Here is a 22,171-nt window from a genome sequence, read left to right on the forward strand (position 1 = left end):
GGGGGGGGGGGGGGGGCCGGCGGCCGCCCTGCCGGGCGCCCCCCGCCGTCGGAGACGCCCGCCCGGAGCGGGCGGGACGGTCTCAGTGCGGGCAGGAGGAGCGGTACTCCTCGATCTGCAGGCTCCGGCCGGGTGCCGGGCAGAGGAACCGGTCGTAGCGGGTGTCCTCGTCCACGAAGCGCTTCATCCAGGCGATGCCGTACTTGGCGATCGTGTCGTTGGAGGTGTTCGGCGCGAAGTGGCTCGCGCCGTTCAGCTCCAGGTAGGCCTTCTCCCGAGCGGAGGAGAGGCTGTTGTAGAACGGCTCGGAGTGCAGGCTCACCGAGGCGACCGAGTCGTTCTCCGCACCGATGATCAGTGTCGGCACCGTGACGTTGTTCCACGTCTTGTCGGTGTGCCACGGGGTCAGCGGGATCGCCGCCTTCAGCGACGGGCGGCTCGCGGCCGCCGCCAGGGTGCCGCCGCCGCCCATGGAGTGCCCGCTGACCGCGATGCGGCTGGAGTCGAGCCGGTTGCGGACCGCGCTGGAGGCCCGCGTGGTCAGGTAGTCGGCCGCTGCCAGCAGCTGCCGGCCCCGGCTGTCGGGCTGGTCGCTGCGGGTGATGGTGTCGATGTTGAAGACCACGAAGCCGTGCGAGGCGAGCCGCTCGGCGTACCACGCCATGCTCGACTTGCTGGCGGTGAAGCCGGGGGCGACGATGATGCCGCCGAAGGTGCCCTGGCTGGTGTCGTTCGGGTAGTAGATCGTGCCGCCGCCGAAGCCGGACACGGCGAGGGAGGAGACGTCGGTGTCGGAGACGCTGAACGGGCCGCGGGAGGCCTCCAGGCTGCTCTCCGTGGGGTCGGGGCCGCGCTCGTAGCCGGCCGCGGCGTGGGCGGCGGGCGCGATCGCGCCGGCGCCGCCCACGAGGGCCAGCGCGAGCGCCAGCTTCGCGGCGGTGCGTGCCGGGCGGTTCGGGGAGGTCGGGGGGTGAGACTGCACGTCGGTTACTCCCTGTTCGCAGGAGGGGGCCAGGCGACGGCGCCCGAGCCGGGTGCCGTCCGGTGTGAGGCCGCGGACGAGCGTGCCTGCACCGTGGGGGTCGTGGCGTCCCTCGAAACGTTGACAGGGATTACTTTCGCGGAGTCACGTATCCGTGTGCATCGGTGAAATCACCGGTCCCGCCGAGGACCGGTGAGACCGCCCGAATCTCCCGCTGTTCTTCCGGGTTCTTCTGTCAACTCCGCGCTCCGGCTGCCGATGAGGAGAGGCCAGATCTGGACGGAAGGACCACTCCATGCGGCAGCCACTGCGCCCGACGACCCGGCGTGCCCCCCGGTGGGACGCCGTTCGCCGAGCCCCGCGCGGCTGGTCGCTCTATCTCCTGCTCGGCGGCCTGCTGGTCCTGGCCGCACCCCTCCTGCCCGCGGGCCCGGCCGCGGTGGCGCAGTCGGGTCTGCAGGGGGTGACGGCGCTGCTGATGATCCGGCAGATCCGCCGGTACGGCCTGGACCGCGCACGGCCCTGGCGGATGGTCGTCGCCGGGACCGCCGCCACCTGGTCGGCGACGGCGCTGTGCTGGGGCGTCGGCTGGGTCTGGCTGGAGAACGCCGCCCTGCTGGAGCTGTACCGCATCCTGATCGCCTGCTCCTCCCTGCTCGGGCTGGCCGTGCTGGCGCTGCTGAGCGGGCGCGGCGGCTCCACGCGTTCGGCGCTGCTGGAGGCGGGCATCATGACCGTCGGCGCGGCCATGCCCGTGTGGGCCTTCCTGATCCACCCCCTGCTGCACGGCGCGCCCCGCGTCGACTCCCACCTGGTCGTCACCCTCGTCGCCCCCGTCGTCGACCTGTTCATGCTGGGCCTGGCCGTACGGCTGACGCTCGGCAAGGGCCGGCCGCCCTGGCTCGTCCTGACGGGCCTGGGCTACGGCATGCTGCTCGTCTCCGACGGCCTGCACCTGACGAACCTGGCCGCCGGCCGCCCGGACGGGCCGCTCTCCCTGGTCGCCTGGATGTGCTGGCCGCTCCTGGTGGGCGCCGCCGCGCTCCACCCCAGCCTGGCCGGGGCGGGCACCGTGCAGGCCAGGGAGGTGGGCGGCCGGACGCGGGTGGCGGTGTTCCTGACGCTGACCGTGGCCAGCCCGCTGCTCTCGGTGGCGGGCATCGGCCTGCTGGCGGACCCGCTCTCCTCCGGTCCCGCCCGTTCCCACGCCGAGCTGGGCATCACGGCGATGACCGTGCTGCTGGCCGTGCTGCTGGTGGCGCGCCTCGACCTCGTCGCCCGGGTGGCCGAGGCGCGCGCCGTCGCCCTGGACCGCCAGGCCGGGCAGCTGACCGCGCAGGCGGACGAGCTGTCGGCCGCCCTGCGCCGCCAGGACGCGCTGCAGCGCAGGCTGGCCCACCGGGCCTCGCACGACGCGCTCACCGGCCTGGCCAACCGCACCCTGTTCGCCGAGGTCGTGCAGGACGCGATCACCGCCCACGCCGCCCGGCCCGGCGGCCCGCCGCCCGCGCTGCTCCTGCTCGACCTGGACGGCTTCAAGGACGTCAACGACACCTACGGCCACCCGGTGGGCGACGAGCTCCTCACCGTCGTCGCCCGCAGGCTGCGCGGACTCGTCACCGGAGGCCAGACCCTGGCCCGGCCCGGCGGCGACGAGTTCGCCGTCGTGCTGCCCGGTGCGACCCTCGACCAGGCCCTCGCCCTGGCGCGGCGGGTGCTGGCCGCGGTCCAGGCGCCCTACCACCTCGGCGGCCGCGAGCTGTACCTGACGACCAGCATCGGCGTCCTGGCCGAGGTCGCCGCCGCCACCGCCTCCGAGGCGCTGCGCGACGTGGACCTGGCCCTGTACGCGGCCAAGTCCGCCGGCAAGAACCAGGTCGTCGTGTTCGACGGCGAGCTGCGGGCCGCCCGCATGCGGCAGACCCGGATCGCCACCGGCCTGCGCCGGGCCCTGGCCCGCGGGGAGTTCGCGCTGCACTACCAGCCCGTCGTGGACCTCGCCACCGGGGACATCCGCAGCGTCGAGGCCCTGCTGCGCTGGATCCCCGAGGGCGGCGAGCCGGTCCGGCCGGACGTGTTCATCCCCGTGGCCGAGGAGACCGGCCTCATCGTCGAGATCGGCCTGTGGGTGCTGGAGCAGGCCTGCGCCGACGCCCGCCGCTGGCACGAGAGCCACGGCATCACCGTCGCGGTCAACGTCTCCGGCCGCCAGCTGCGCGACGAGACCTTCAGCGACGCGGTCCTGGCCATGCTCGACCGCCACGAGCTGCCCGAACGGGCGCTCACCCTGGAGATCACCGAGAGCATGCTGCTGGCCACCACCCAGGTCGAGACCACCCGCATCGTCGAGGTCCTGACCCGCCTGCGCGAGCACGGCGTGCGCATCGCCCTGGACGACTTCGGCACCGGCTACTCGTCGCTGTCGTACCTGCGCGCGCTCCCGGTGGACGTCCTGAAGATCGACCGCTCCTTCACCACCCCCCTCACGGAGGCCGACCACCAGCGCACCCGGGCCTTCACCCGGGCCATCGTGGAGCTGTCGGCCAGCCTCGGCCTGAGCACCATCGTGGAGGGCGTGGAGACCCGCGAGCAGGCCGACGTGCTGCGGCAGATGGGCTCCCCGCTGGGCCAGGGCTACCTGTTCTCCCGGCCCGTCACCGCCGAGCGGATCGACGACCTGCTGCTCGTCGCCCCGTGGAAGCGGGCCGCCTGACGCCTCCCGCGCCGCGGGCCGGGCGCGTCGGCGCGGTGGCTACGACAGCAGGCGGGCCAGCTCGACCCGGGAGCGGATGCCGAGCCTGGCGAAGATGTTCCTGAGGTGGTGCTCGACGGTGCGCGGGCTCAGGAAGAGCTGGGCCGCCACCTCGCGGTTGGTGGCGCCGTCCGCGACCAGCCGGGCGATCTGGAACTGCTGCGCGGTCAGCTCCCGGGCCGCGGGCGTCCCCCGCCCGGCCGCCCCGTCCGCCGGGGAGCGGGCCGCGCGGCACCGGGACGGCAGGGACTCGCCCGAGGCGCGCAGCTCACCGCGGGCCTGCTCGGCCCAGAGCCGCGCGCCGTACCGCTCGAAGGTCTCCAGCGCGCCGTGCAGGTGCTCCCTGGCCGCGCCCGGCCGCCGGTTGCGGCGCAGCATGCCGCCGAACAGCAGCTGCGTACGGGCCGTCTCGAACGCGCAGGACCCCTTCCGGTGCAGCTCCAGAGCCTCCCGGAAGCGCTCCTCGGCCTCGCCGGGGCAGGCCAGGAGCGCGTGGCAGCGCTCGGCCAGCGCCAGCCGGTCGGGACTGCCCGTGCTGTCCGCCCAGCGCTCCAGCACCGCCAGGGCCGCCCGCGCCTGCTCGACGTCGCCGGTGCGCACCGCCGCCTCCACGAAGTGGGGGGTCGCCATGACCCGGACGACGAGGTGGCCGCCCGTCCCGTCCGCCCGCGCCGTCGCCCGCAGCCGCCCGGCCGCGCTCGCGTGCCGGCCCGCGGCGACGTCCAGGTGGGCCAGCGCCCAGTTGCCGAGCGCCCCGGCCACGCCCAGCCCGTGGGCGTCGGCCAGTTCGATCGCGCTCCCGGCCCTGATCCGGCACGTCTCCTCGTCGCCCTGCACCGCGGCGGTGAGGGCGAGCCAGGCCAGGTGCTGGGCGGCGCTGTTGAGCCGGCCGGTCTCCTGGGCCAGCCTCAGGCCCTCCATCGCGTTGGCGGCGACGGAGGCGTAGCGGCCCAGCCAGAGCTCGGCCTGGATGAGGAACTCCAGCACCTGCGGGACGGTGGAGACGGCCCCCTGGGCGCGCGCGATGCCGATCGCCCGGGTGGAGAGCTTCAGCGCCTGGGCGTCGTCGCCGAGCAGCAGGCTGGAGACGCAGGCCCAGACCAGCACCGAGGGGTTGTCCACCGAGGGGGCCAGCTCCACGACGCGGCGGAGCGGGGCCGCCGCCTCCCGGTGCCGTCCGCGGAAGGTCGCCGCCATGCCCTCGAGGTAGGAGAGCATCAGCCGGGTGGTGGGCGGGTCGTCCGGCCTCCGCAGCGCGGCGGCGCGGCGCGCGATGGCCAGGAAGCGCCGGTTGTCCCCGGCGAGGTAGGTCGCCTCGCTCGCCCGGATCAACGCCCGGACGGCCTGCTCCCGGTCGCGGTCGAGCAGCCAGTCGGCCGCCGCCAGCAGTTCGTCGCAGGCGCTGTCCGTCTTGCCGCTGCGCAGGTCCAGGCTGCCCCGGACCAGCTCGGCCCGGCCCCGAACCTCCTCGGTGACCGCCAGGGAGTTGAGGCGGGCCAGCAGCGACCGGGCGCGCTGCGGCAGCCCGGCGTGCCAGGCGTGGCGGGCGGCCGCGGCCAGCCGGGCGGCCCTGACGTCGCCGCGGGTGGTGAGCTCCGCCGCCCGCTCGAAGGCGCGGAACGGCTCGGGGAACCCGCCCCGGCCCCCGGCCGTGCCGTCCGGTCCCTCGGCGAGCTCCTCCACCAGTTCGTCCGCGAGCCGCCCGGGCGGGCCGTCCAGCGCGGCCGCCCGGTGCCAGGCCCGCCGCAGGCGCTGGTGCCCGGCGTCCAGGACCCGAGCCAGCAGGCGGTGCGCCGCCCGCCGCCGGGCCAGGGACGCCCCGGCGTAGACCACCGGCCGCATCGCGGGCTCCCGGAACTCGTAGCGGTCCCCGGCCGCGCGCACCACGACGCCCGCCTGCTCGGCCGGCTCCAGCGCGGTGAGCGCGCAGCGCGGCTCGGCGGCGCGCAGCAGGGTCGCGGTGTCCAGCTCCGGATCGGCCGCGATCAGCAGGAGCAGGTCGGCGGTGTGCGCGGGCAGCCGGGCGAGCCGGTCGGCGTACGCGCGCCACAGCCTTCCGCCCGGCGGGAGCGTCTCCGGGGGAGCGGCGGTGCCGCTCACCTGGTCGGCGGTGAGCGAGCCGACGAGCTCGCGCAGCGCGAGCGGGTTGCCGTGGGCGATCTCCGCGAGGGCCGCGCGCAGGTCCTCGGGGAGGCCGGGCGGCGCCAGGTCGTCGATCACCCGCCGGGCCGCCTCCTCGTCGAGGCCGCGCAGGACCAGCCGGGGGACGTCCCCGGGGACGAACCGCAGGATGTCTCCGGGGGCGCCCGCGCCGTCCTCGGGAGCGCCGTGGGGGGCGGGGCCCGCGGGCGCTCCGTGCTCCCCGGCGCCGGCGGGCCCGCCGGGCAGAGTGTCGTCGGCCGCCAGGAGCAGCGCGATCCGCTCGCCGCGCAGGCGGCGCGCCACGAAGATCAGCGCCTCGCGGCTGGGCGCGTCGAGGTGGTGCAGGTCGTCGACGCAGACCAGGACCGGGCACGCCATGGCGAGCAGCAGGTCCAGCACGGCGGCGGGCAGCGCCAGCCCGCCGCCCGCCGTACCGAGCCGCAGGGCCTCGGTGAGCACCGCGGCCTGCGCCGGGGGCAGCGCGCGGATCCGGTCCGCGACCGGGCGGAGCAGGGCGTGCAGCCCGGCGTACGGCAGGCGGGCCTCGGACGCGGCGCCGCGGGTCCGCAGCACGACGAACCCGTCCCCGGGACCGTCCGGGCGGGGCGCGGAGCCGTCTCCGAGACCGGCGACGGAGCCGTCCGGGCGCGGGGAGGGGCCGCCCGAGTCGTGCGCGGAGCCGTCCCGGCGGGGGGTGGAGCCGTCCGGGTCGCGCGCCGGGGCGGCGGGCCCGTCCGCGGGATCACCGGCCCAGGCCGCCGCGGCGTCGAGCAACGCGGACTTGCCCGTCCCCGGGGCTCCCAGCACGAGCAGCGCGCCGCCCGCCCCGCGGCGGGCGGCGTCGAGCAGCCGGCGCAGCGCGGCCAGTTCCGCGTCGCGGCCGTGGAGGGCGACGGCCGCGGTGACGGAGGAGGCGGAGAGCATGCCCCAGTGTTGCGCGCGGATGCCGGAGCTGAGAAGGGCCGGTACCGGGGACCGCCCCGTCCTGCGGGCCGGCGCCGCCGCAACCGGTGATCTCACCGATGCGCGGTGCCGGGGGAGGCCCTCTCCGGCACCGCGCGTCGGCCCGGAGAGCCGCGGGAGCGGCCGGTCCCCGGCCGGGTCACCCGGTCGGCGCCCGCCGGCCGGCGGCGCCCCCCTCGCGGGCCCGCGCCGGGCCGGCGGCGGCGAGGGCGAGCCGGCCGCCTACGCGGCAGCGCTCCAGGGTGCGGCCGGCCAGCGCCTCCCGCACCGGGGCGAGGCTCGGCGCGGACATGGACAGGCTGGTGACGCCGAGCCCGGCCAGCACGGCGGCCAGCGGCGGGTCGGCCGCAGCCTCCCCGCACACCCCGACGGGCTTGCCCGCCTCCCGCCCGGCCCGCGCGCATTCGGCGACCAGCCGCAGCAGCCCCGGCTGCCAGGGGTCGAGCAGGTCGGCGAGCTCCCCGTGCTGCCGGTCGGCGGCGAAGGCGTACTGGCTGAGGTCGTTGGTGCCGACGCTGAGGAAGTCCAGCCGCTCCAGCAGCCGGTCCGCCAGGAGCGCCGCGGCCGGGACCTCGATCATCGCCCCGACGCGGGTGATCCCCCGGGCCCGCGCCCGGGCGGCGAAGTCGTCCGCCTCGGCGACGGTGGACACCATCGGGGCCATCACCCACGGCTCGGCGCCGCTCGCGCGGGCGGCCGCGGCGATCGCGTCGAGCTGGGTGTCGAGCACCTCGGGCCGGTGGCGCGCGACGCGCAGTCCCCGCACGCCCAGCGCGGGGTTGGGCTCCCGCCGCTCGCCGAGGAACGGCAGCGGCTTGTCCGAACCCGCGTCGAGCGTGCGGACGACGACCTTCCCGCCGGGGAAGGCGCGGAAGACGGCCTCGTAGGCCGCGACCTGCTCGTCGAAGCCCGGCTCCCGCCGCCGGTCGAGGAAGAGGAACTCGGTGCGGAAGAGGCCGACCCCCTCGGCGTCCGCCCCGGCGCGCAGGTCGGCGGCGGAGCCGATGTTGAGCAGCAGCTCGACCGGGTGCCCGTCCGCGGTACGGCCGGGGCCGGTGCTCGCGGCCAGGCGGCGGCGTTCGGCGTCGGCCCGCCGCCGGATCGCGGCGGCCTCCTCCTCGCCGATGCCGGTGCGGACCTCCCCGGTGGTCCCGTCGACCGCGACCGGCGTCCCGTCGGCGATGCCGGTCGCGCCCGGGCAGCGGACCACGGCGGGCAGCCCCAGGGCGCGGGCGAGGATGGCGGTGTGGCTGGTCGGCCCGCCCTCCTCGGTGACCAGGGCGAGCACGGTGCCGGGGTCCAGCCCGGCGGTGTCGGCGGGGGCGAGGTCGGCGGCGACCAGGACGAACGGGTGCCCGGGGTCGGGGATCCCGGGCGCGGGCAGGTCCAGCACCGCGGCGACGGCCCGGTTGCGGATGTCGTCGAGGTCGGCGGCCCGTTCCGCGTAGCGGCCGCCGGCGGCCAGCAGCTCCTCGCGGTGCCGGGCGCAGGCGGCGTCGATCGCGTGGGCGGCGTCCATGCCCGCCGCGGTGTTCTCCTCGGCCGACTCGCGCAGGGCCGGGTAGGCGGCGATGAGCGCCTGCGCCTCCAGGATGGCGCTCGCGGCCGGGTCGGCCGCCGCCGCGGCGCGCGCCTCCAGCTCGGCGCCGATCGCCGCCAGCGCGCGCAGCGCGGCGGCCCGCTCCCGCTCCGGGTCGGTCCGCGCGGCCGGGGCCGGGAGCGGGGGCGGACCGGCCATCCGGAACGCCTTCCCGGCGGCCAGCCCGGGGCCGACCCCCAGCCCGCGCAGCGTCCCGGAAGCGGCACCGGGCCCCGGCCGGGGCGCGGCGCCGCCCGCCACCCCGGTCCCGGGCGCCGGCTCAGGCATCGGAAGCCTCCTCGGCGTCGAGGTCGCGGGCCAGGAGCGCGGCCAGGGAGTCGAGCGCGGCCTCCGCGCCCGGCCCCTCCGCCTCCAGGACGACCTCGGCGCCGTGCCCCGCGCCGAGCGTGAGTACGGCGAGCATGCTGGTGGCGGGTACGGCCCTGCCGCCGCCGACGCGGATGCGCACCGGCACGTCCTGGGCCGCCGCGGCCTGCACGAAGAGCTTGGCGGGCCGGGCGTGCAGGCCGGTGCGCGAGCCGATGACGACTGTCCTTTCCGGCATTTCTGACTTCCTCTCTGGAGGGGGGTTCAGCTCCGGGGCGGTCAGGGCTCGACGGTGACCTTGATGGCCTCGCCGCGGCTGACGATGCCGATCCCGCCGAGGACCTCCGGGAGCGGCAGCCGGTGGGTGATCAGGTCGGCGACCGGGACCCGCCCGTCGGCGATCAGCGCCAGGGCCTGGGCGTTGTGCGCGGGGCTGGAGCCGTTGGCGCCGACGACGGTCAGCTCCCGGTAGTGCACCAGGTTGGAGTCGCACCGGATGATCGGGTCGTCCTTGGGCAGGCCGCCGAAGAAGCTGATCCGCCCCTGCCGTGCCGCCATGCGCAGCGCCTGCTCCTGGGCCGCGCCCGAGGCGGCGGCCGTGATGACGACGTCGGCGCCCCGGCCCTCGGTCAGCTTGAGCACCTGCTCCACGGCGTCCCCGGCGGCACCGGGGTCCCCGCCGTGCACGGCGGCGTCCGGCCGGACCAGCTCCGCCGCCGCCTCCAGCCGCCCGGCGTTGACGTCGACGAGGAACACCCGGGCGGCGCCGCGCGAGCGGGCCAGCCGTACGTGGAGGCAGCCGATGGGACCCGAGCCCATGACCACCACGTCGTCGCCCTCCCCGACCCGGGCCAGTTCCTGGCCGTTGAGCACGCAGGCGAGCGGCTCGGCCACCGACGCCTCGGCGAAGCCGACCCCGTCGGGGATGCGGTTGACGCCGTCGACGGCCAGCACCTTCGCCGGCACCACCATGTACTCGGCGAATCCGCCGTCGTAGTGGTAGCCCATCGACTCCTGGTTCGGGCAGACCGTCATCCGGCCCCGCCGGCACTCGCCGCACCGGCCGCAGGGGATCGCGGCGATCACCTGCACCCGGTCGCCCGGCGCCCAGCCGCCGGTGCCGTCGACCACCTCGCCGGCGATCTCGTGCCCCATGACCCGCGGCGGCCTGATGTGGTGGTGGCCGTGTTTGAAGATCTTGGCGTCGGTGCCGCAGGTGGAGCAGTTGCGCACCCGGATCAGCAGCTCGCCCGGCCCGGCGACGGGCTCGGCGGCGTCCTCGACGCGGATGTCACCGGGGGCGTGGAAACGGGCGACCTTCACTCTTCCTCCTCGATCGGTTCCAGCAGGCGCAGCACCTCGCCGACCTCGCCGGCCTCGCGCAGCGCGCGGGCGCGCTCCGGGTCCATCAGGATGCGGGCGAGCGCGGACAGCAGCCGCAGGTGGCCGTCGCCGCGGGCGGCGATGCCGACGCAGACCGCCACCCGCTCGCCGCCCCAGTCGACGCCGCCCGGGAAGCGCAGCAGGCAGAGCGCGTCGTGCCGGACGGCGTCCTTGGCCTCCAGGGTGCCGTGCGGGATGGCGACGCCCTCGCCCATGTAGGTCGAGACCGTGCGCTCGCGCTCCAGCATGGCCTCGAGGTAGGGGGCCTCGACCGCGCCGATCTCCATGAGCACCCGGCCGCACTGCAGGATCGCCTCGTCCCGGTCGGCCGCCGCGGCGTCCAGCCGTACGGCGCGCGGGTCGAGGGGGAGGGGGGCCGTCTCAGGCATCGACGGTCCCGCCCTTCCTGATGGTGTCGATGAGCCGGGTGACGGCCGGGTCGCCGATGAAGACCTGGAACGGCACCAGCACCGTGCCCGGGGCCGAGGCGCGGGCGCGGTCGGCCAGACCCGCGTGGCAGAGCACCACGTCGGCGTCGCCGGGGATGGAGTTGACCGGCGTGTGCACCACCTCGATCCGGAGGTCCTTGAGCTGGCGGCGGACCTGGGTGGCGAGCATGACGCTGCTGCCCATGCCCGCGTCGCAGGCCACGACGATCTTGCGGATGTCCTTGCTGTCGATGCCGGCCACGGGTCATGCCTCCTTGCTGGTGGGTGCGGTGGCGGACGGGGCGCCGGCGGCGCTGTCGGCGGCGCTGTCGGCGGCGCTGTCGGTGGCGCTGTCGGTGGCGGTCTCCTCGCCGCGGTCCCGGCCGAAGCCGAGCAGCACCGCCGCGACCGCGAAGGAGACGGCCGTGGCGACGAGGATCCCGGCGGCGGAGGCGAACCAGCCGCCGCGCGGGGTCACCGCGAAGTAGGCGAACACGCTGCCGGGGGACGGCGGGGCGACCAGGCCCGCGCCGGTGAGGATGAAGGTGAAGATCCCGGCGGCGCCGCCGGCGATGACCGCGAGGATCAGGCGCGGCTTCATCAGCACGTACGGGAAGTAGATCTCGTGGATGCCGCCGAGGAAGTGGATGATCGCCGCGGCCGGGGTGCTCGGGCGCAGCGCCCGCGGCCCGAAGAACATGAAGGCCAGCAGCAGGCCGAGCCCGGGCCCGGGGTTGGTCTCCAGCATGAACAGGACGGACCTGCCCTGCTCGGCCGCCTCGGCCACGCCCAGCGGGCTGAGCACGCCGTGGTTGACGGCGTTGTTGAGGAACAGCACCTTGGCGGGCTCGATCAGGACCGAGGCCAGCGGGAGCAGGTTGTTGCCCACCAGCCAGCCCACCGCCTCGCCCGCGGCCCTGGTGACGGTCTCGACGACCGGGCCGATGCCGGCCACGCCCAGCAGCGCCATGGCGCCGCCGACGATGCCCGCGGTGAAGTTGTCGACCAGCATCTCGAAGCCGGCCCGGGTGCGCTGCTCGGTGAAGCCGTCCACGAGTTTGATCAGGTAGGCGGCGAGCGGGCCGATGATCATCGCGCCGAGGAACATCGGGACCTCGGCGCCGACGACCACGCCCATGGTGGCGACCGCGCCCACCACGGCGCCGCGCTGGCCGTGGACCATCCGCCCGCCGGTGTAGCCGATCAGGACGGGGAGCAGGACCTTGACCATCGGGTCGACGAGGGCGGCGAGGTTCTCGTTCGGCAGCCAGCCGGTGGGGATGAACAGCGCGGTGATCAGGCCCCAGGCGATGAAGGCGCCGATGTTCGGCATGATCATCCCGGCGAGGTGCCCGCCGAAGCGCTGGATCGTGGCTCTCACCCCGGTCCCCTGGACGGCCGGTGTGTAGTCGGTGCTCAACTGATGGTGCTCCTTCCGGGGCGACCGGCGGCGCAGGGCCCACCGGTCAGGGGGGTGGTGGTGCGCCGCTGTCAGCCCCCGGACCGCAGCGGCAGGGCCGGATCGGCCGTGAAGGTGCGGACGTGGTCGCGGCGGATGTCGGCCGGGCCGGGCATCCGGCTGCCGGGCAGCCCCACCGCGGCGGTCGCCCAGGCGAGCGCCTCGACCAGCGCGGCCTCTCCCCGGGCGCCGGCGGCGAGGAAACCGGCCAGCAGGGCGTCGCCGGCCCCGACGCTGCTGCGCGGCTCGGCGACCGGGCCCTCGCCGTACCAGACCTGGTCGTCCTGGAGGAGGACGGCGCCGTCGGGGCCGAGGCTGGCCAGGACCGTGCCCGCGCCGCGGGCGCGCAGCACCGAGGCGGCCTCGATCGCGTCACCGAGCGTCGTGATCGGCCGGCCGGTCGCCTCGGCGAGCTCCTCCCGGTTGGGCTTGACCAGCGCGGGCCCGGCCGCCAGCGCCGCGACCAGGGCGGGACCGCTGGTGTCGACCGCGACGTGGATGCCGGCCCGGGCGAAGCGGCGGCACAGCCGCGCGTAGACGTCGGCCGGGACCTCGGGGGGCAGGCTGCCGGAGGCGACCACCCAGTCCGCCGAGCCGGCCGCGCCCAGCACCGCCTCGGCGAGGGCGTCCAGCTCGGCCGGGGACAGGGCGGTGCCCGGTTCGTTGATCTTCGTGACCGTGCCGTCGGGCTCCGCCAGCGCGACGTTGGAGCGGGTCGGCCCGGTGACGGGGACGGTCACCATGTCGATGCCCTCGGCCGACAGCAGGGAGACCAGCCGCCTGCCCTCGTCGCCGCCGTAGGGGACGACCGCGCAGGAGGGGACGGAGTTGGCCAGCAGGGCGCGGGAGACGTTCACGCCCTTGCCGCCCGGATCGAGACGGGCCGCCGCGGAGCGGATGACCGCGCCGCGGGTCAGCGACCCGATCTCGATCGTCCGATCCAGGCTGGGGTTGAGGGTGAGCGTCACGATCATGCCCGCACCACCTCCGGGCCGGCCGCGGCGATCTCGGCCGCCGTGGCGGCGTCCAGGCCGGTGTCGGTGATCACGACGTCGATCTCGGAGAGCGTGGCGAAGCGGGCCAGGTAGGTGTTGGAGAACTTGGTGTGGTCGGCGAGCAGGACGCTGCGCTGCGCCGCGCCGATCATCGCCCGTTTGATCGCCGCCTCGGCCGGGTCGGGCGTGGTGAGGCCCTTGGCCACCGAGCAGCCGTTGGCCGCCATGAAGGCCACGTCCACGTGGAGGTCGGCCAGCGGGCGCAGGGCCCAGTCGTCGACGGTGGCCAGCGTCCGCCCGCGCACCCGGCCGCCGATCATGATCACGTTCAGGGCGGGCCGGACGGCCAGGGCGGTGGCCAGCGGCGGGGAGTTGACGATGACCGTGAGCTCCCGGTCGGGCGGGAGGACCTGGACCAGCCGGGCGGTGGTCGTCCCGGCGTCGATGACGACCGCGCCGTCCTCCGGCAGCTCGGCGAGGGCGGCCTTGGCGATGCGCTCCTTCTCGGCGGTCATCACCTCGTCCCTGGTGGCCAGCGCGGGCTCGAAGCCGAGCCGCTCCACGGGGATGGCCCCGCCGTGCACGCGCCGCAGCACGCCCGCGCGCTCCAGGGCGGTCAGGTCGCGGCGGATCGTCTCGGTGGTGACGGCGAAGTCCTCCGCCAGCCTCACGACGTCGACCCGCCCGGCCTCCCGGGCGCGCCGCAGGATCTCCTGCTGCCGTTCCTCGGCGTACATGCTGTTGATTCACCGCCGTTTCGATGTTGTTTCATCTGTATTTACACCCGTATGTGTTGGAAGGCAAGGCATGTGAGGGCGGAACCGGCGGACGGTGCCGGGTGGCCGCCCGCGGTCCGGCGGCGGGAGGTGACGGATCCCCCGTCCGGGGCAGGAGAGACGTATGCAGCACTACGACGTGGCGATCATCGGAGGCGGGCCGGCGGGGCTGACCGCGGCCATGACGCTCAGCAGGTCCGTGCGCCGCGTGGCGGTGCTGGAGTCACCGGCCGAGCCGCGCAACGCGGGCTCCCACGGGATACACGGCATCGTCGGCATGGACGGCGTGAGCCCCGCCGAGTACCGCGGCCGGGCCTGGGCCGACCTCGCCCGCTACGGCATGGCGGAGCTGCACGAGGCGTCCGTCGCCGACCTGGTCCCCGGCAGGGACGGCGGATTCGAGGTGGTCGTCGAGGGCGGCGGGTCGCTCTGGACCCGGCGGGTGCTGCTCGCCACCGGGATGACCGACGTCATCCCCGACCTGGAGGGCTTCGAGGAGTGCTGGGGGCGGACGATCATCCACTGCCCCTTCTGCTCCGGCTGGGAGAACCGCGAGCGCGCCTGGGGGGTGGTCACCGCCGAGGCGGAGTTCGCCCGCAAGGCGCCCACCGCCTTCGCCGCCTGGAGCGACGACGTGATCGTCTTCACCGACGGGGCCGCGCCGCCCGACGACCCCGGCGTGGAGGCGGTCACGGGGAGGATCCGCGCCCTGCGCCACACCGGCGGCGACCTGCACGCGGTCGAGCTGGACGACGGCACGCTCGTCGAGCGCGGGACCCTGCTCTGGCAGCTCGACCAGCGGCCCGTCCCGCTCGTCGCGCGCCTGGCGGAGAATCGGGGCCTGGCCCTGCGGGAGAACTGCTACGTCAAGACCGACGGCTCCTGCCGGACCAGCGTCCCCGGGATCTACGCCGCCGGCGACCTCATCACCGAGACGCAGGGCGCGGTCGAGTCGGCCGCCGCCGGGTCCACCGCGGCCTTCCAGATCATCGAGGACGAGACCTCGTGACGCGCCGCCTTCCGTCCCCTGGACGGGCGCGCGGCGGAGCGGCGGGCGCCTCCGGCCCCGCCCGATGCCCGTCCGGGGGCGGCGGCTCGTGTCCTGGGCATCGTTCTGTGCCATCATGTCAGGCGCATCGACGGGTGATCGGCCGAGTCCGTCCGCCCGTGCCGCCGGAGGCGCGCGCCGCCGGGCCGGGCCAGCGGATCGGTGGATCGGCGGATAGCCCCGGCGTGATCCGGGTACGCTCTCTCCGCCGCACCCGCCGCCCGCAGGGCCGGCGCCGCGCGACGGCCGGGGCGGAGGCGCCCTCGACCGGACGCCCGCCAGGAGGGGACCTGGGGAGCGGGGCGGGCGGGAGACCGCCTACGATCGTGAGGCGTCCGGGCAGGAACCTGCCGGATCGCAGAACCCTCAGCACGCCGAAGCACGTGATCGCCGCCGCGGACGACGCGCGACGGTGACCCATATGGAGAGGAACGGGAAGACGTCATGGCCGGAAGTCACGGAGGAAGCCTCAAGTCTTGGCTCGCGGTGATCGTCATCCTGGCGGGATTCACGCTCGGCGGTGTGGCGCTCTGCCTCGGCCCCAACTGGCCGCTGGTCTGGGCCGGAGCCGGTCTCATCGTGGTCGGCGGCGTGCTCGCCCTGCTGGTCGACATCTTCTCCGACGTGATCGTGGACGCGCCGCGCGTGCTGTCGACGGAGAAGGTCGACCGCAGGGCCTGACGCGAGGTCGACCGCAAGGCTCGACGCGGGGGCGGGGCGCCGCCCGCCCGGCGGACCGCTACGCCCCGCCGAGGGCCTCCTCGACGGAGGGGGAGACCTCGAAGGCGGGGCGTAGGCCGGTCAGGGCGAGGATCCGCTCCAGGACGCCGTGCACGCCGGCCAGGACCAGGCGTGTGCCCAGGTCGCGGCTGCGCTGCAGGGCCAGGATCAGCTCGGCGATGCCCGCCGAGTCGCAGAAGGCGAGCCCGGTGACGTCGATGACCAGCGTGGCGGGGGGCCCGGTCTCCCAGATCCTGGCCAGTTCGCCCCGGAGGACCGGGGCGTGGCTGTAGTCGAGCTCGCCGCCGGCCCGCACGACCAGGGCCGTGCCGTGCCGGTGGGTCGAGACGGTGAAGACGGCCATGCTCCCACTCCTCCACCCGCGGGTCTCAGGGCGGGCTGCCTCTGTCCTACCAGCTCCGCGACCCCCGTGGTCCCGGGGGCCCGGGGTGATGCGATAAAGCGACCCGCCCCGCCGTCCGGGCCGCCCGCCGGGCGGCCGCCGGCTCAGCGGAACCGCACGCCCCAGGAGTCGAGGCGGCCGTTGTTCTTCAGCGACGTGAGCGTGCGCACCCGCAGCCTCCAGGTGCCGTCGAGGGGACGGCCCGCGACGCGGACGGTGTAGGAGCCCTTCAGCCCGGAGCCGTGCCGGCGCGCCGTGGCCTTGTACAGGGGGACGACCTCGCCGCCGGGCATGACCAGGTCGACGACGAGGCCGGCGCGCCTGGCCCGCTTGATCGCCACGGTGACGGTGGCGGTCGAGGCGCGGCCCGGGGATCCGGACACCTTCAGGGTGCCGTAGGAGTAGCGCCTGTTCTTGGCGAGCTTCACGTTCGCCGGGTTGGTGAAGGAGGTCCGGGCGGGCCTGGCGGCGACCGGGGCCGGGGCCGGGGCGGGGGCCGCCGAGGGGGTCTCGGAGGGGGCCGTGGAGGCGGGCCCGGTCCCGGTGTGGGCGAGCAGGTCGGGGGAGCCGCTCCCCGCGCCGGTGACCACGCCCGGGGTGGCCCGGGAGATCAGGGCCTGGGCCACCTGGGCCGGGGTCGCGGCCGGGGCGGAGGCCAGGTGCAGGGCGGCGGCGCCGGCCACGTGCGGGGCGGCCATGGAGGTGCCGCTGATGGTCTTGGTGGCGGTGTCGCCGGAGGACCAGGCGGAGGTGATGCCCGCACCGGGGGCGAACAGGTCCAGGCAGCGGCCCAGGTTGGAGAAGGAGGCGCGGGCGTCGGAGGCGGTGGTGGCGCCGACGGTCAGGGCCGCGGGCAGGCGCGCCGGGGAGACGGCGCAGGCGTCGGCGGCCTCGTTGCCGGCGGCGACCACGTAGGTGACGCCGGCGGCGATGGACCGGCGGACGGCGTCGTCGAGCGCGGTGCTGGCCGGGCCGCCCAGGCTCATGTTGGCGACGGAGGGGCCGTCGGCGTTCCGGGTGACCCAGTCGACGCCGGCGATGACGCCGGAGGTGGTGCCGCCGCCGTCGCAGCCCAGGACCCGGACCGGGTGCAGGTCGGCGCCCTTGGCCACCCCCCACCGCTGTCCGGCGATCGTGCCGGCGACGTGGGTGCCGTGGCCGTTGCAGTCGCCGGTGCCGCGGCCGTCGCGGACGAAGTCGGCGCCGCCGGTGACGCGCCCGCCGAAGTCGGTGTGGCTCGCGCGGACGCCGGTGTCGATGACGTAGACGTCGACGCCGGAGGCTCCGGAGGCGGGGTAGGTGTAGACGCCGTCGAGGGGGCGGCCGCGCTGGTCGAGGCGGTCCAGCCCCCAGGTGGGACCGGTCTGGGTGCCGGCGACGCCCACGCGGGCGTCCTGCTCGACGTAGGCGACGTCGGGGTCGCCGGCCAGCAGCCGCGCCTCGCGCTCCGAGGCGCGGACGGCGAAGCCCTCGACGCCCGCGGAGAAGGTCCGGGCGACCTCGCCGCCGCGCTCGCCGGTCAGCTCCTCCGCCTCCTCGCGCACCTCGGCGGCGCCCTGAGCGGCACCCTCCTCCAGCACGACGATGTACTGGCCGGGGACGAGCTCTCCGGACGGCCTGCGGACCGGGCCGGACTCCGGAGCGGCCGCGGTGGCGGCCTCGGCGGCCATGGCGGTGCCGCCCAGCAGGGCGCAGGCCAGCCCGGTGACCGCCAGGGTGCGGGCGAGCCGGTGCGATCGGTTGCCGTTGCGGCGCATCTGTGTCCCTTCCTCGGCGTCCGGGAGGCCCCGTACGGGCCGCCCCGCCGGGCGGCGGGACCGTACGGGCTCAGGAGGAGTCCCTGATGTCTCCACATCGGCACGCGGGCGGGCGAGCTGAGGAGAACGGCGCGGCGGGCCCGGCCGCCCGCGCGGCGGGAGCGTCCGCCCGGCGGCCGTGACACGACCATGACACGGTGCGGACGGGGCGGGGACACGGCCGGCCGACAGTGGACGGGGCCGGCCCCGCCCTCAGCGGTGGGGCCCGGCCGTCCCCGCGTCACCGAGGAAGGCTGATCGATCGTGACCGAACGCGTACGCGTGGCCGTGCTGGCGGGCGGGCCGTCCGCCGAGCACGAGGTGTCGCTGCAGTCGGCGCAGGCCGTGCTCGACGCCCTGCCGAGGGATCTGTACGAGCCCGTCGCCGTCGTCATCGACCGGCGGGGCAGGTGGCCGGTGGAGCTGCGACGCGGTCTGGCGGACGTGGTCTTCCCCGTGCTGCACGGGCCGTTCGGCGAGGACGGCGTCGTCCAGGGGCACCTGGAGACGCTGGGCATCCCGTACGTGGGCTGCGGCGTCCTGGCGTCGGCCGTGGCCATGAACAAGGTCGCGATGCGGCGCGCGTTCCTGGCGGAGGACATCCCGGTCACCCCGCATGTGTGGTTCACCGGGCACGAATGGCGCACCACCGCCGACCACCGGGGCCTGGTGGAACCGCTCGACTGGCCGATGTACGTCAAACCGGCCGGCCTGGGCTCCTCCATCGGCGTCTCACGTGTCACCTCCATGGAGGAACTGCGCGCGGGCGTGGAGCTGGCACTGGCCTACGACCGGACGGTCGTCGTCGAGCAGGGCGTGACCGCGCGCGAGGTCGTCTGCGGCGTGCTCGGCGACCACGACACGCCGGACGCCTCGGTGCCCGGCGAGCTCGTCGCGCCCGGCGGCTGGCTCGACTACGAGGCCAAGTACCTCAGCCCGGCCGAGATCGCCGTCATCCCCGCCGTGCTGCCGGACCCGGTGGCCGAGGACGTGCGCGAGCTGGCCCTGCGCGCCTTCCGGGCGATCGGCGGCTACGGCCTGGCCCGTGCCGACTTCCTCTACGAGGAGGACACGGGACGCCTGTACGCGCTGGAGATCAACACCATGCCCGGATTCACCTCCCGCTCCGTCTACGCCAGGGCCTGGGCGGCCAGCGGCGTCCCCTACCCGGACCTGCTGCGCCGCCTCATCGACCTCGCGTTCGCCAGGAGCGGCTCGTGATCCCCATGACGCTGGACGAGATCGCGCGGGCCGTCGGCGCGCGCATGCACGACGTCCGCGACCCGCAGGCGCCGGTGACGGCGCCCGCGGCCGCCGACTCCCGCCAGGTGGTGCCCGGCGGCCTGTTCGCCGCGACGGCCGGCGCCCGCACCGACGGCCACGACCACGCGGCCGGTGCCGTCGCGCGCGGCGCCGTCGCCGTGCTGGCCTCCAGGCCCGTCGGCGTGCCCGCCCTCGTGGTCGAGGACGTCCGGCTCGCGCTCGGCCTGCTGGCCGGGCACCTGCTCGGGCGCGTCAGCCCGACCGTGATCGGCCTGACCGGCTCCGTGGGCAAGACCACGACCAAGGACCTGCTGGCCCAGGTGCTCGAACGGCACGCCGCGACGGTCGCCACCGACAGGTCGTTCAACAACGAGCTCGGGCTGCCGCTCACCGTGCTGCGCGCCGACGCCGCCACCCGGTACCTGGTGCTGGAGATGGGCGCGGGCCGGAAGGGCGACCTGACGTATCTGACCGGGATCGCGCCGCCCCGGGTCGGACTGGTGCTCAACGTCGGCACCGCGCACGTGGCGCGCATGGGGACCGGGCCGGCCGACGTGGCCGAGGCCAAGGGCGAGCTGGTCGAGGCGCTCCCGGCGGACGGGTCCGCCCTGCTCAACGCCGACGACCCGTACGTCGCGGGCATGGCCGGCCGCACCAGGGCCCGGATCCTGTGGTACGGCAGGTCGCCGCAGGCGCAGGTGCGGGCCGAAGGCGTGCGGATGGACGAGCGGGCGCGCCCGGCGTTCGAGCTGGTGACCCCCTCCGGCCGCGCCCCGGTCCGGCTCGACCTCATCGGCGGGCACCAGGTGGGCAACGCCCTGGCCGCGGCCGCCGCCGCCACCGCGCTCGGCTTGGGCGCCGCCGAGATCGCCGAGGGGCTGAACGCCGCCCGGCGGCGCTCCCCGGGCCGGCTGGAGATCCTGGAACGGCCCGACGGCACCACCGTCGTCGACGACGCCTACAACGCCAGCCCCGAATCCATGCGGGCCGGGCTGCGGGCGGTGAAGGCCCTGGCCGGCTCCCGCCGCACCGTCGCCGTGCTCGGCGCGATGGGGCAGCAGGGGGAGGCCTCCCGCGTCCGGCACGCGGAGCTGGGCCGGCTCGTCGCCGACCTCCGCTTCGACGTGCTGATCGCGGTCGGAGCGGGGGACCCGCTCGCGATGGCGGAGGCGGCGCGGTCCTCGGGCCGGGGCGTGACCGTCCACGCCGTCGAGGACGCGGCCGGGGCCCTCAGGCTGGCCACCGCGCTCGTCGAACCGGGAGACGTGGTTTTCGTCAAGGCCTCCAGCGAGATCGGGCTCGGCGCCTGCGCCCGTGCGCTGGCAGGCGCCTGACCGCCGGCGCGGCGCCGGGGGAGCCGATCGGGCACGTCCACGCCGACGCACCGCCCGGCAGGGCGGTGGCGGCACCGTCACCGCGGCCGGCACCGACCAGGCTGCCGGCGCACGTCAGAGAAACGGAGTTCCATGCGCGCCATCGGTCTCATCGGCGGGTTGAGCTGGGAATCGACCGTGATCTACTACCAGGTCATCAACCGGCGGGTACGCGAGCGGCTCGGCGGCAGCCACTCCGCCGACAGCCTCATCTGGTCGGTCGACTACGCGACCGTCGAGGACCTCGTCTTCGCCGGTCGCTGGGACGAGGTGGGTGCGCTGCTGGCCGATGCCGGCAGGAAGCTGGAGGACCTCGGTGCCGGGGTCCTGCTCGTCTGCAGCAACACCTTCAGCCGGGTGAGCGACGACGTGGCGCGGGCCGCGAGCGTGCCCGTGCTGCACATCGCCGACGCCGTGGGCGCGGAGGCCCGCGCCAGGGGGATGCGCAGGGTCGGCCTGCTGGGCACCCGCTTCACCATGGAGCAGCCCTTCTACCGGGACCGGCTGGCCGCCCACGGCTTCGACGTGGTCGTCCCGCGGCGCGAGCAGCGGGAGCTGGTCCATCGCGTGATCTTCGACGAGCTGGTGCGCGGAGTGCTCCGGGGACCGTCCAGGGACGCGTACGCCCGGATCATCGCCGATCTCGCGGCGGACGGGGCCGAGGGCGTCATCCTCGGCTGCACGGAGATCGAGCTCCTGGTCACCGAGAAGGACACCGCCGTCCCGCTGCTGCCGAGCGCCCGGCTGCACGCGGAGGCGGCGGCGGGCTTCGCGCTGACCGGCTGACGCGCCCCGGCCGCGTTCCCGCGCATCCCCTGAGCGCGCGTGCGGGCGGACCCCGACCCGGGCCGCGGCCGGTGCCCCGCGGCGTGACCGCGGCGGACGGCCGGTCCCGGGCCGGGACGGGAGGATGCGTGGCCCGTCCATGACGAATTACGATTGGCGCCCGATGTGCGCGCGCCGTCCGCCGCACGTCACCGCTCGTCGGCGCGCGGCCGTGACACGACCATGACACGGCGCGGACGGGGCGGGGACGCGGCCGGCCGACACTGGACGGGATCGACCGGCGGGCGAGGTGCGGAGTGTGGTGTGAGACCCGGGGGCGTGTCGCGAGTGCTGCTGATCGAGGACGACCCGGCCGTGCGGGAGGGCCTCGACCTGGCCCTGACCCGGCACGGGCACCGGGTGCGCGCCGTGGAGTCCGGTGAGCAGGGGCTGGACCGGCTGCGCACGGACCTTCCCGACGTCGTCGTGCTCGACCTCATGCTGCCCGGCATCGACGGGTTCGAGGTCTGCCGCCGCATCCGGGCAGCCGGACAGGTGCCGATCATCATGCTGACCGCGCGCGGCGACGACATGGACGTGGTTGCCGGGCTGGAGGCGGGCGCCGACGACTACGTGGTCAAGCCGGTGCAGCCCAGGGTGCTGGAGGCGCGCATCCGCGCGGTGCTGCGGCGGATCGGCCGGGACCAGGCGGAGCTGGAGCGGCACGGGGACCTGACCATCGACCGGGCCGCGCTGGTGGTCGCCCACCGCGGCGTGCCGGTCGGCCTCGCCCCGACCGAGCTGCGCCTGCTGCTCGAGCTGTCCGCCACGCCGGGCCGGGTGCACAGCCGACAGCAGCTGCTGGAGTCGGTGTGGGAGCACGGGTACTTCGGCGACTCGCGTCTGGTGGACGCGTGCGTGCAGCGGCTGCGCGCGAAGATCGAGGACGACTCGGCGGCGCCCGTCTACGTGCAGACGGTGCGTGGCTTCGGGTACCGGTTCGGGCCGGTGTGAGCC

General features: G+C 76.0%; 19 protein-coding genes. 7 read left to right on the forward strand and 12 right to left on the reverse strand.

Annotated elements, in window-relative coordinates; translation table 11 throughout:
* Positions 1-82 precede the first annotated feature (82 nt).
* A complete protein-coding gene (locus tag ABD823_RS00905) occupies positions 83-982 on the reverse strand; it encodes an alpha/beta hydrolase family protein (protein ID WP_344854765.1) in 900 nt (299 codons plus the stop codon).
* 295 nt (positions 983-1,277) lie between these two features.
* On the opposite strand from ABD823_RS00905, the gene ABD823_RS00910 reads away from it, so the two are divergent.
* Positions 1,278-3,695 (forward strand): putative bifunctional diguanylate cyclase/phosphodiesterase, encoded by a 2,418-nt coding sequence (locus ABD823_RS00910; protein WP_344854767.1) that lies wholly within the window; start codon positions 1,278-1,280, stop codon positions 3,693-3,695.
* Between the two features lie 39 nt (positions 3,696-3,734).
* Here the strand turns inward: ABD823_RS00910 and ABD823_RS00915 are convergent, their stop codons facing one another.
* The 9 genes from ABD823_RS00915 to ABD823_RS00955 all read right to left on the reverse strand — a co-directional run bounded on the left by ABD823_RS00915 (position 3,735) and on the right by ABD823_RS00955 (position 13,747).
* Entirely contained in the window at positions 3,735-6,800 is a 3,066-nt protein-coding gene (locus ABD823_RS00915) for a LuxR C-terminal-related transcriptional regulator (RefSeq protein WP_344854769.1), read from the reverse strand.
* Positions 6,801-6,978: 178 nt separating this feature from the next.
* A complete protein-coding gene (locus ABD823_RS00920) occupies positions 6,979-8,706 on the reverse strand; it encodes a putative PEP-binding protein (protein WP_344854771.1) in 1,728 nt (575 codons plus the stop codon).
* Positions 8,699-8,983: an HPr family phosphocarrier protein gene (locus tag ABD823_RS00925; protein WP_344854773.1), complete on the reverse strand. Its 285-nt coding sequence runs from the start codon at positions 8,981-8,983 to the stop codon at positions 8,699-8,701. Before ABD823_RS00925 ends, ABD823_RS00920 begins: the two co-directional genes overlap by 8 nt.
* Before the next feature lie 41 nt (positions 8,984-9,024).
* Positions 9,025-10,068 (reverse strand): zinc-dependent dehydrogenase, encoded by a 1,044-nt coding sequence (locus ABD823_RS00930; RefSeq protein ID WP_344854775.1) that lies wholly within the window; start codon positions 10,066-10,068, stop codon positions 9,025-9,027.
* Entirely contained in the window at positions 10,065-10,517 is a 453-nt protein-coding gene (locus ABD823_RS00935) for a PTS mannitol transporter subunit IIA (protein ID WP_344854777.1), read from the reverse strand. The genes ABD823_RS00930 and ABD823_RS00935 overlap by 4 nt, the downstream gene beginning before the upstream one ends.
* The gene (locus ABD823_RS00940) at positions 10,510-10,818 is read right to left on the reverse strand and encodes a PTS sugar transporter subunit IIBC family protein (protein ID WP_344854779.1); all 309 of its coding nucleotides are present in this window, start codon (positions 10,816-10,818) and stop codon (positions 10,510-10,512) included. Before ABD823_RS00940 ends, ABD823_RS00935 begins: the two co-directional genes overlap by 8 nt.
* A 3-nt stretch (positions 10,819-10,821) precedes the next feature.
* Entirely contained in the window at positions 10,822-11,976 is a 1,155-nt protein-coding gene (gene mtlA / locus ABD823_RS00945) for a mannitol-specific PTS transporter subunit IIC (RefSeq protein WP_344854781.1), read from the reverse strand.
* Between the two features lie 71 nt (positions 11,977-12,047).
* The gene (gene pfkB / locus ABD823_RS00950; RefSeq protein WP_344854783.1) at positions 12,048-12,989 is read right to left on the reverse strand and encodes a 1-phosphofructokinase; all 942 of its coding nucleotides are present in this window, start codon (positions 12,987-12,989) and stop codon (positions 12,048-12,050) included.
* On the reverse strand, positions 12,986-13,747 hold the full coding sequence (locus tag ABD823_RS00955) for a DeoR/GlpR family DNA-binding transcription regulator (protein WP_344854785.1): 762 nt from the start codon (positions 13,745-13,747) through the stop codon (positions 12,986-12,988). Before ABD823_RS00955 ends, pfkB begins: the two co-directional genes overlap by 4 nt.
* Positions 13,748-13,910: 163 nt before the next feature.
* Between ABD823_RS00955 and ABD823_RS00960 the strand changes: the two genes are divergently transcribed.
* Positions 13,911-14,795, forward strand: coding sequence for an NAD(P)/FAD-dependent oxidoreductase (locus tag ABD823_RS00960; protein ID WP_344854787.1), 885 nt, complete (start codon positions 13,911-13,913; stop codon positions 14,793-14,795).
* A gap of 483 nt (positions 14,796-15,278) precedes the next feature.
* A complete protein-coding gene (locus ABD823_RS00965) occupies positions 15,279-15,515 on the forward strand; it encodes an HGxxPAAW family protein (RefSeq protein WP_344854789.1) in 237 nt (78 codons plus the stop codon).
* 58 nt (positions 15,516-15,573) lie between these two features.
* Here the strand turns inward: ABD823_RS00965 and ABD823_RS00970 are convergent, their stop codons facing one another.
* Positions 15,574-15,918 (reverse strand): STAS domain-containing protein, encoded by a 345-nt coding sequence (locus ABD823_RS00970; RefSeq protein ID WP_344854791.1) that lies wholly within the window; start codon positions 15,916-15,918, stop codon positions 15,574-15,576.
* Between the two features lie 143 nt (positions 15,919-16,061).
* A complete protein-coding gene (locus ABD823_RS00975; protein ID WP_344854793.1) occupies positions 16,062-17,714 on the reverse strand; it encodes a S8 family peptidase in 1,653 nt (550 codons plus the stop codon).
* Positions 17,715-18,017: 303 nt separating this feature from the next.
* On the opposite strand from ABD823_RS00975, the gene ABD823_RS00980 reads away from it, so the two are divergent.
* The 4 genes from ABD823_RS00980 to ABD823_RS00995 all read left to right on the forward strand — a co-directional run bounded on the left by ABD823_RS00980 (position 18,018) and on the right by ABD823_RS00995 (position 22,168).
* Complete coding sequence (locus ABD823_RS00980) at positions 18,018-18,974, forward strand: D-alanine--D-alanine ligase family protein (protein ID WP_344854795.1); 957 nt, start codon at positions 18,018-18,020, stop codon at positions 18,972-18,974.
* Positions 18,971-20,350 carry a UDP-N-acetylmuramoyl-tripeptide--D-alanyl-D-alanine ligase gene (locus ABD823_RS00985; RefSeq protein WP_425566547.1) on the forward strand — a complete coding sequence of 460 codons (1,380 nt, stop codon included), beginning with the start codon at positions 18,971-18,973 and terminating at the stop codon, positions 20,348-20,350. Before ABD823_RS00980 ends, ABD823_RS00985 begins: the two co-directional genes overlap by 4 nt.
* A 132-nt stretch (positions 20,351-20,482) precedes the next feature.
* Positions 20,483-21,175 (forward strand): aspartate/glutamate racemase family protein, encoded by a 693-nt coding sequence (locus ABD823_RS00990; RefSeq protein ID WP_344854797.1) that lies wholly within the window; start codon positions 20,483-20,485, stop codon positions 21,173-21,175.
* A 318-nt stretch (positions 21,176-21,493) separates the two neighbouring features.
* Positions 21,494-22,168, forward strand: a complete 675-nt coding sequence (locus ABD823_RS00995) for a response regulator (RefSeq protein WP_344854799.1) — start codon at positions 21,494-21,496, stop codon at positions 22,166-22,168.
* Positions 22,169-22,171 lie beyond the last annotated feature (3 nt).

This window comes from Planomonospora alba, assembly GCF_039534085.1.
Taxonomy (GTDB): Bacteria; Actinomycetota; Actinomycetes; order Streptosporangiales; family Streptosporangiaceae; genus Planomonospora_B; species Planomonospora_B alba.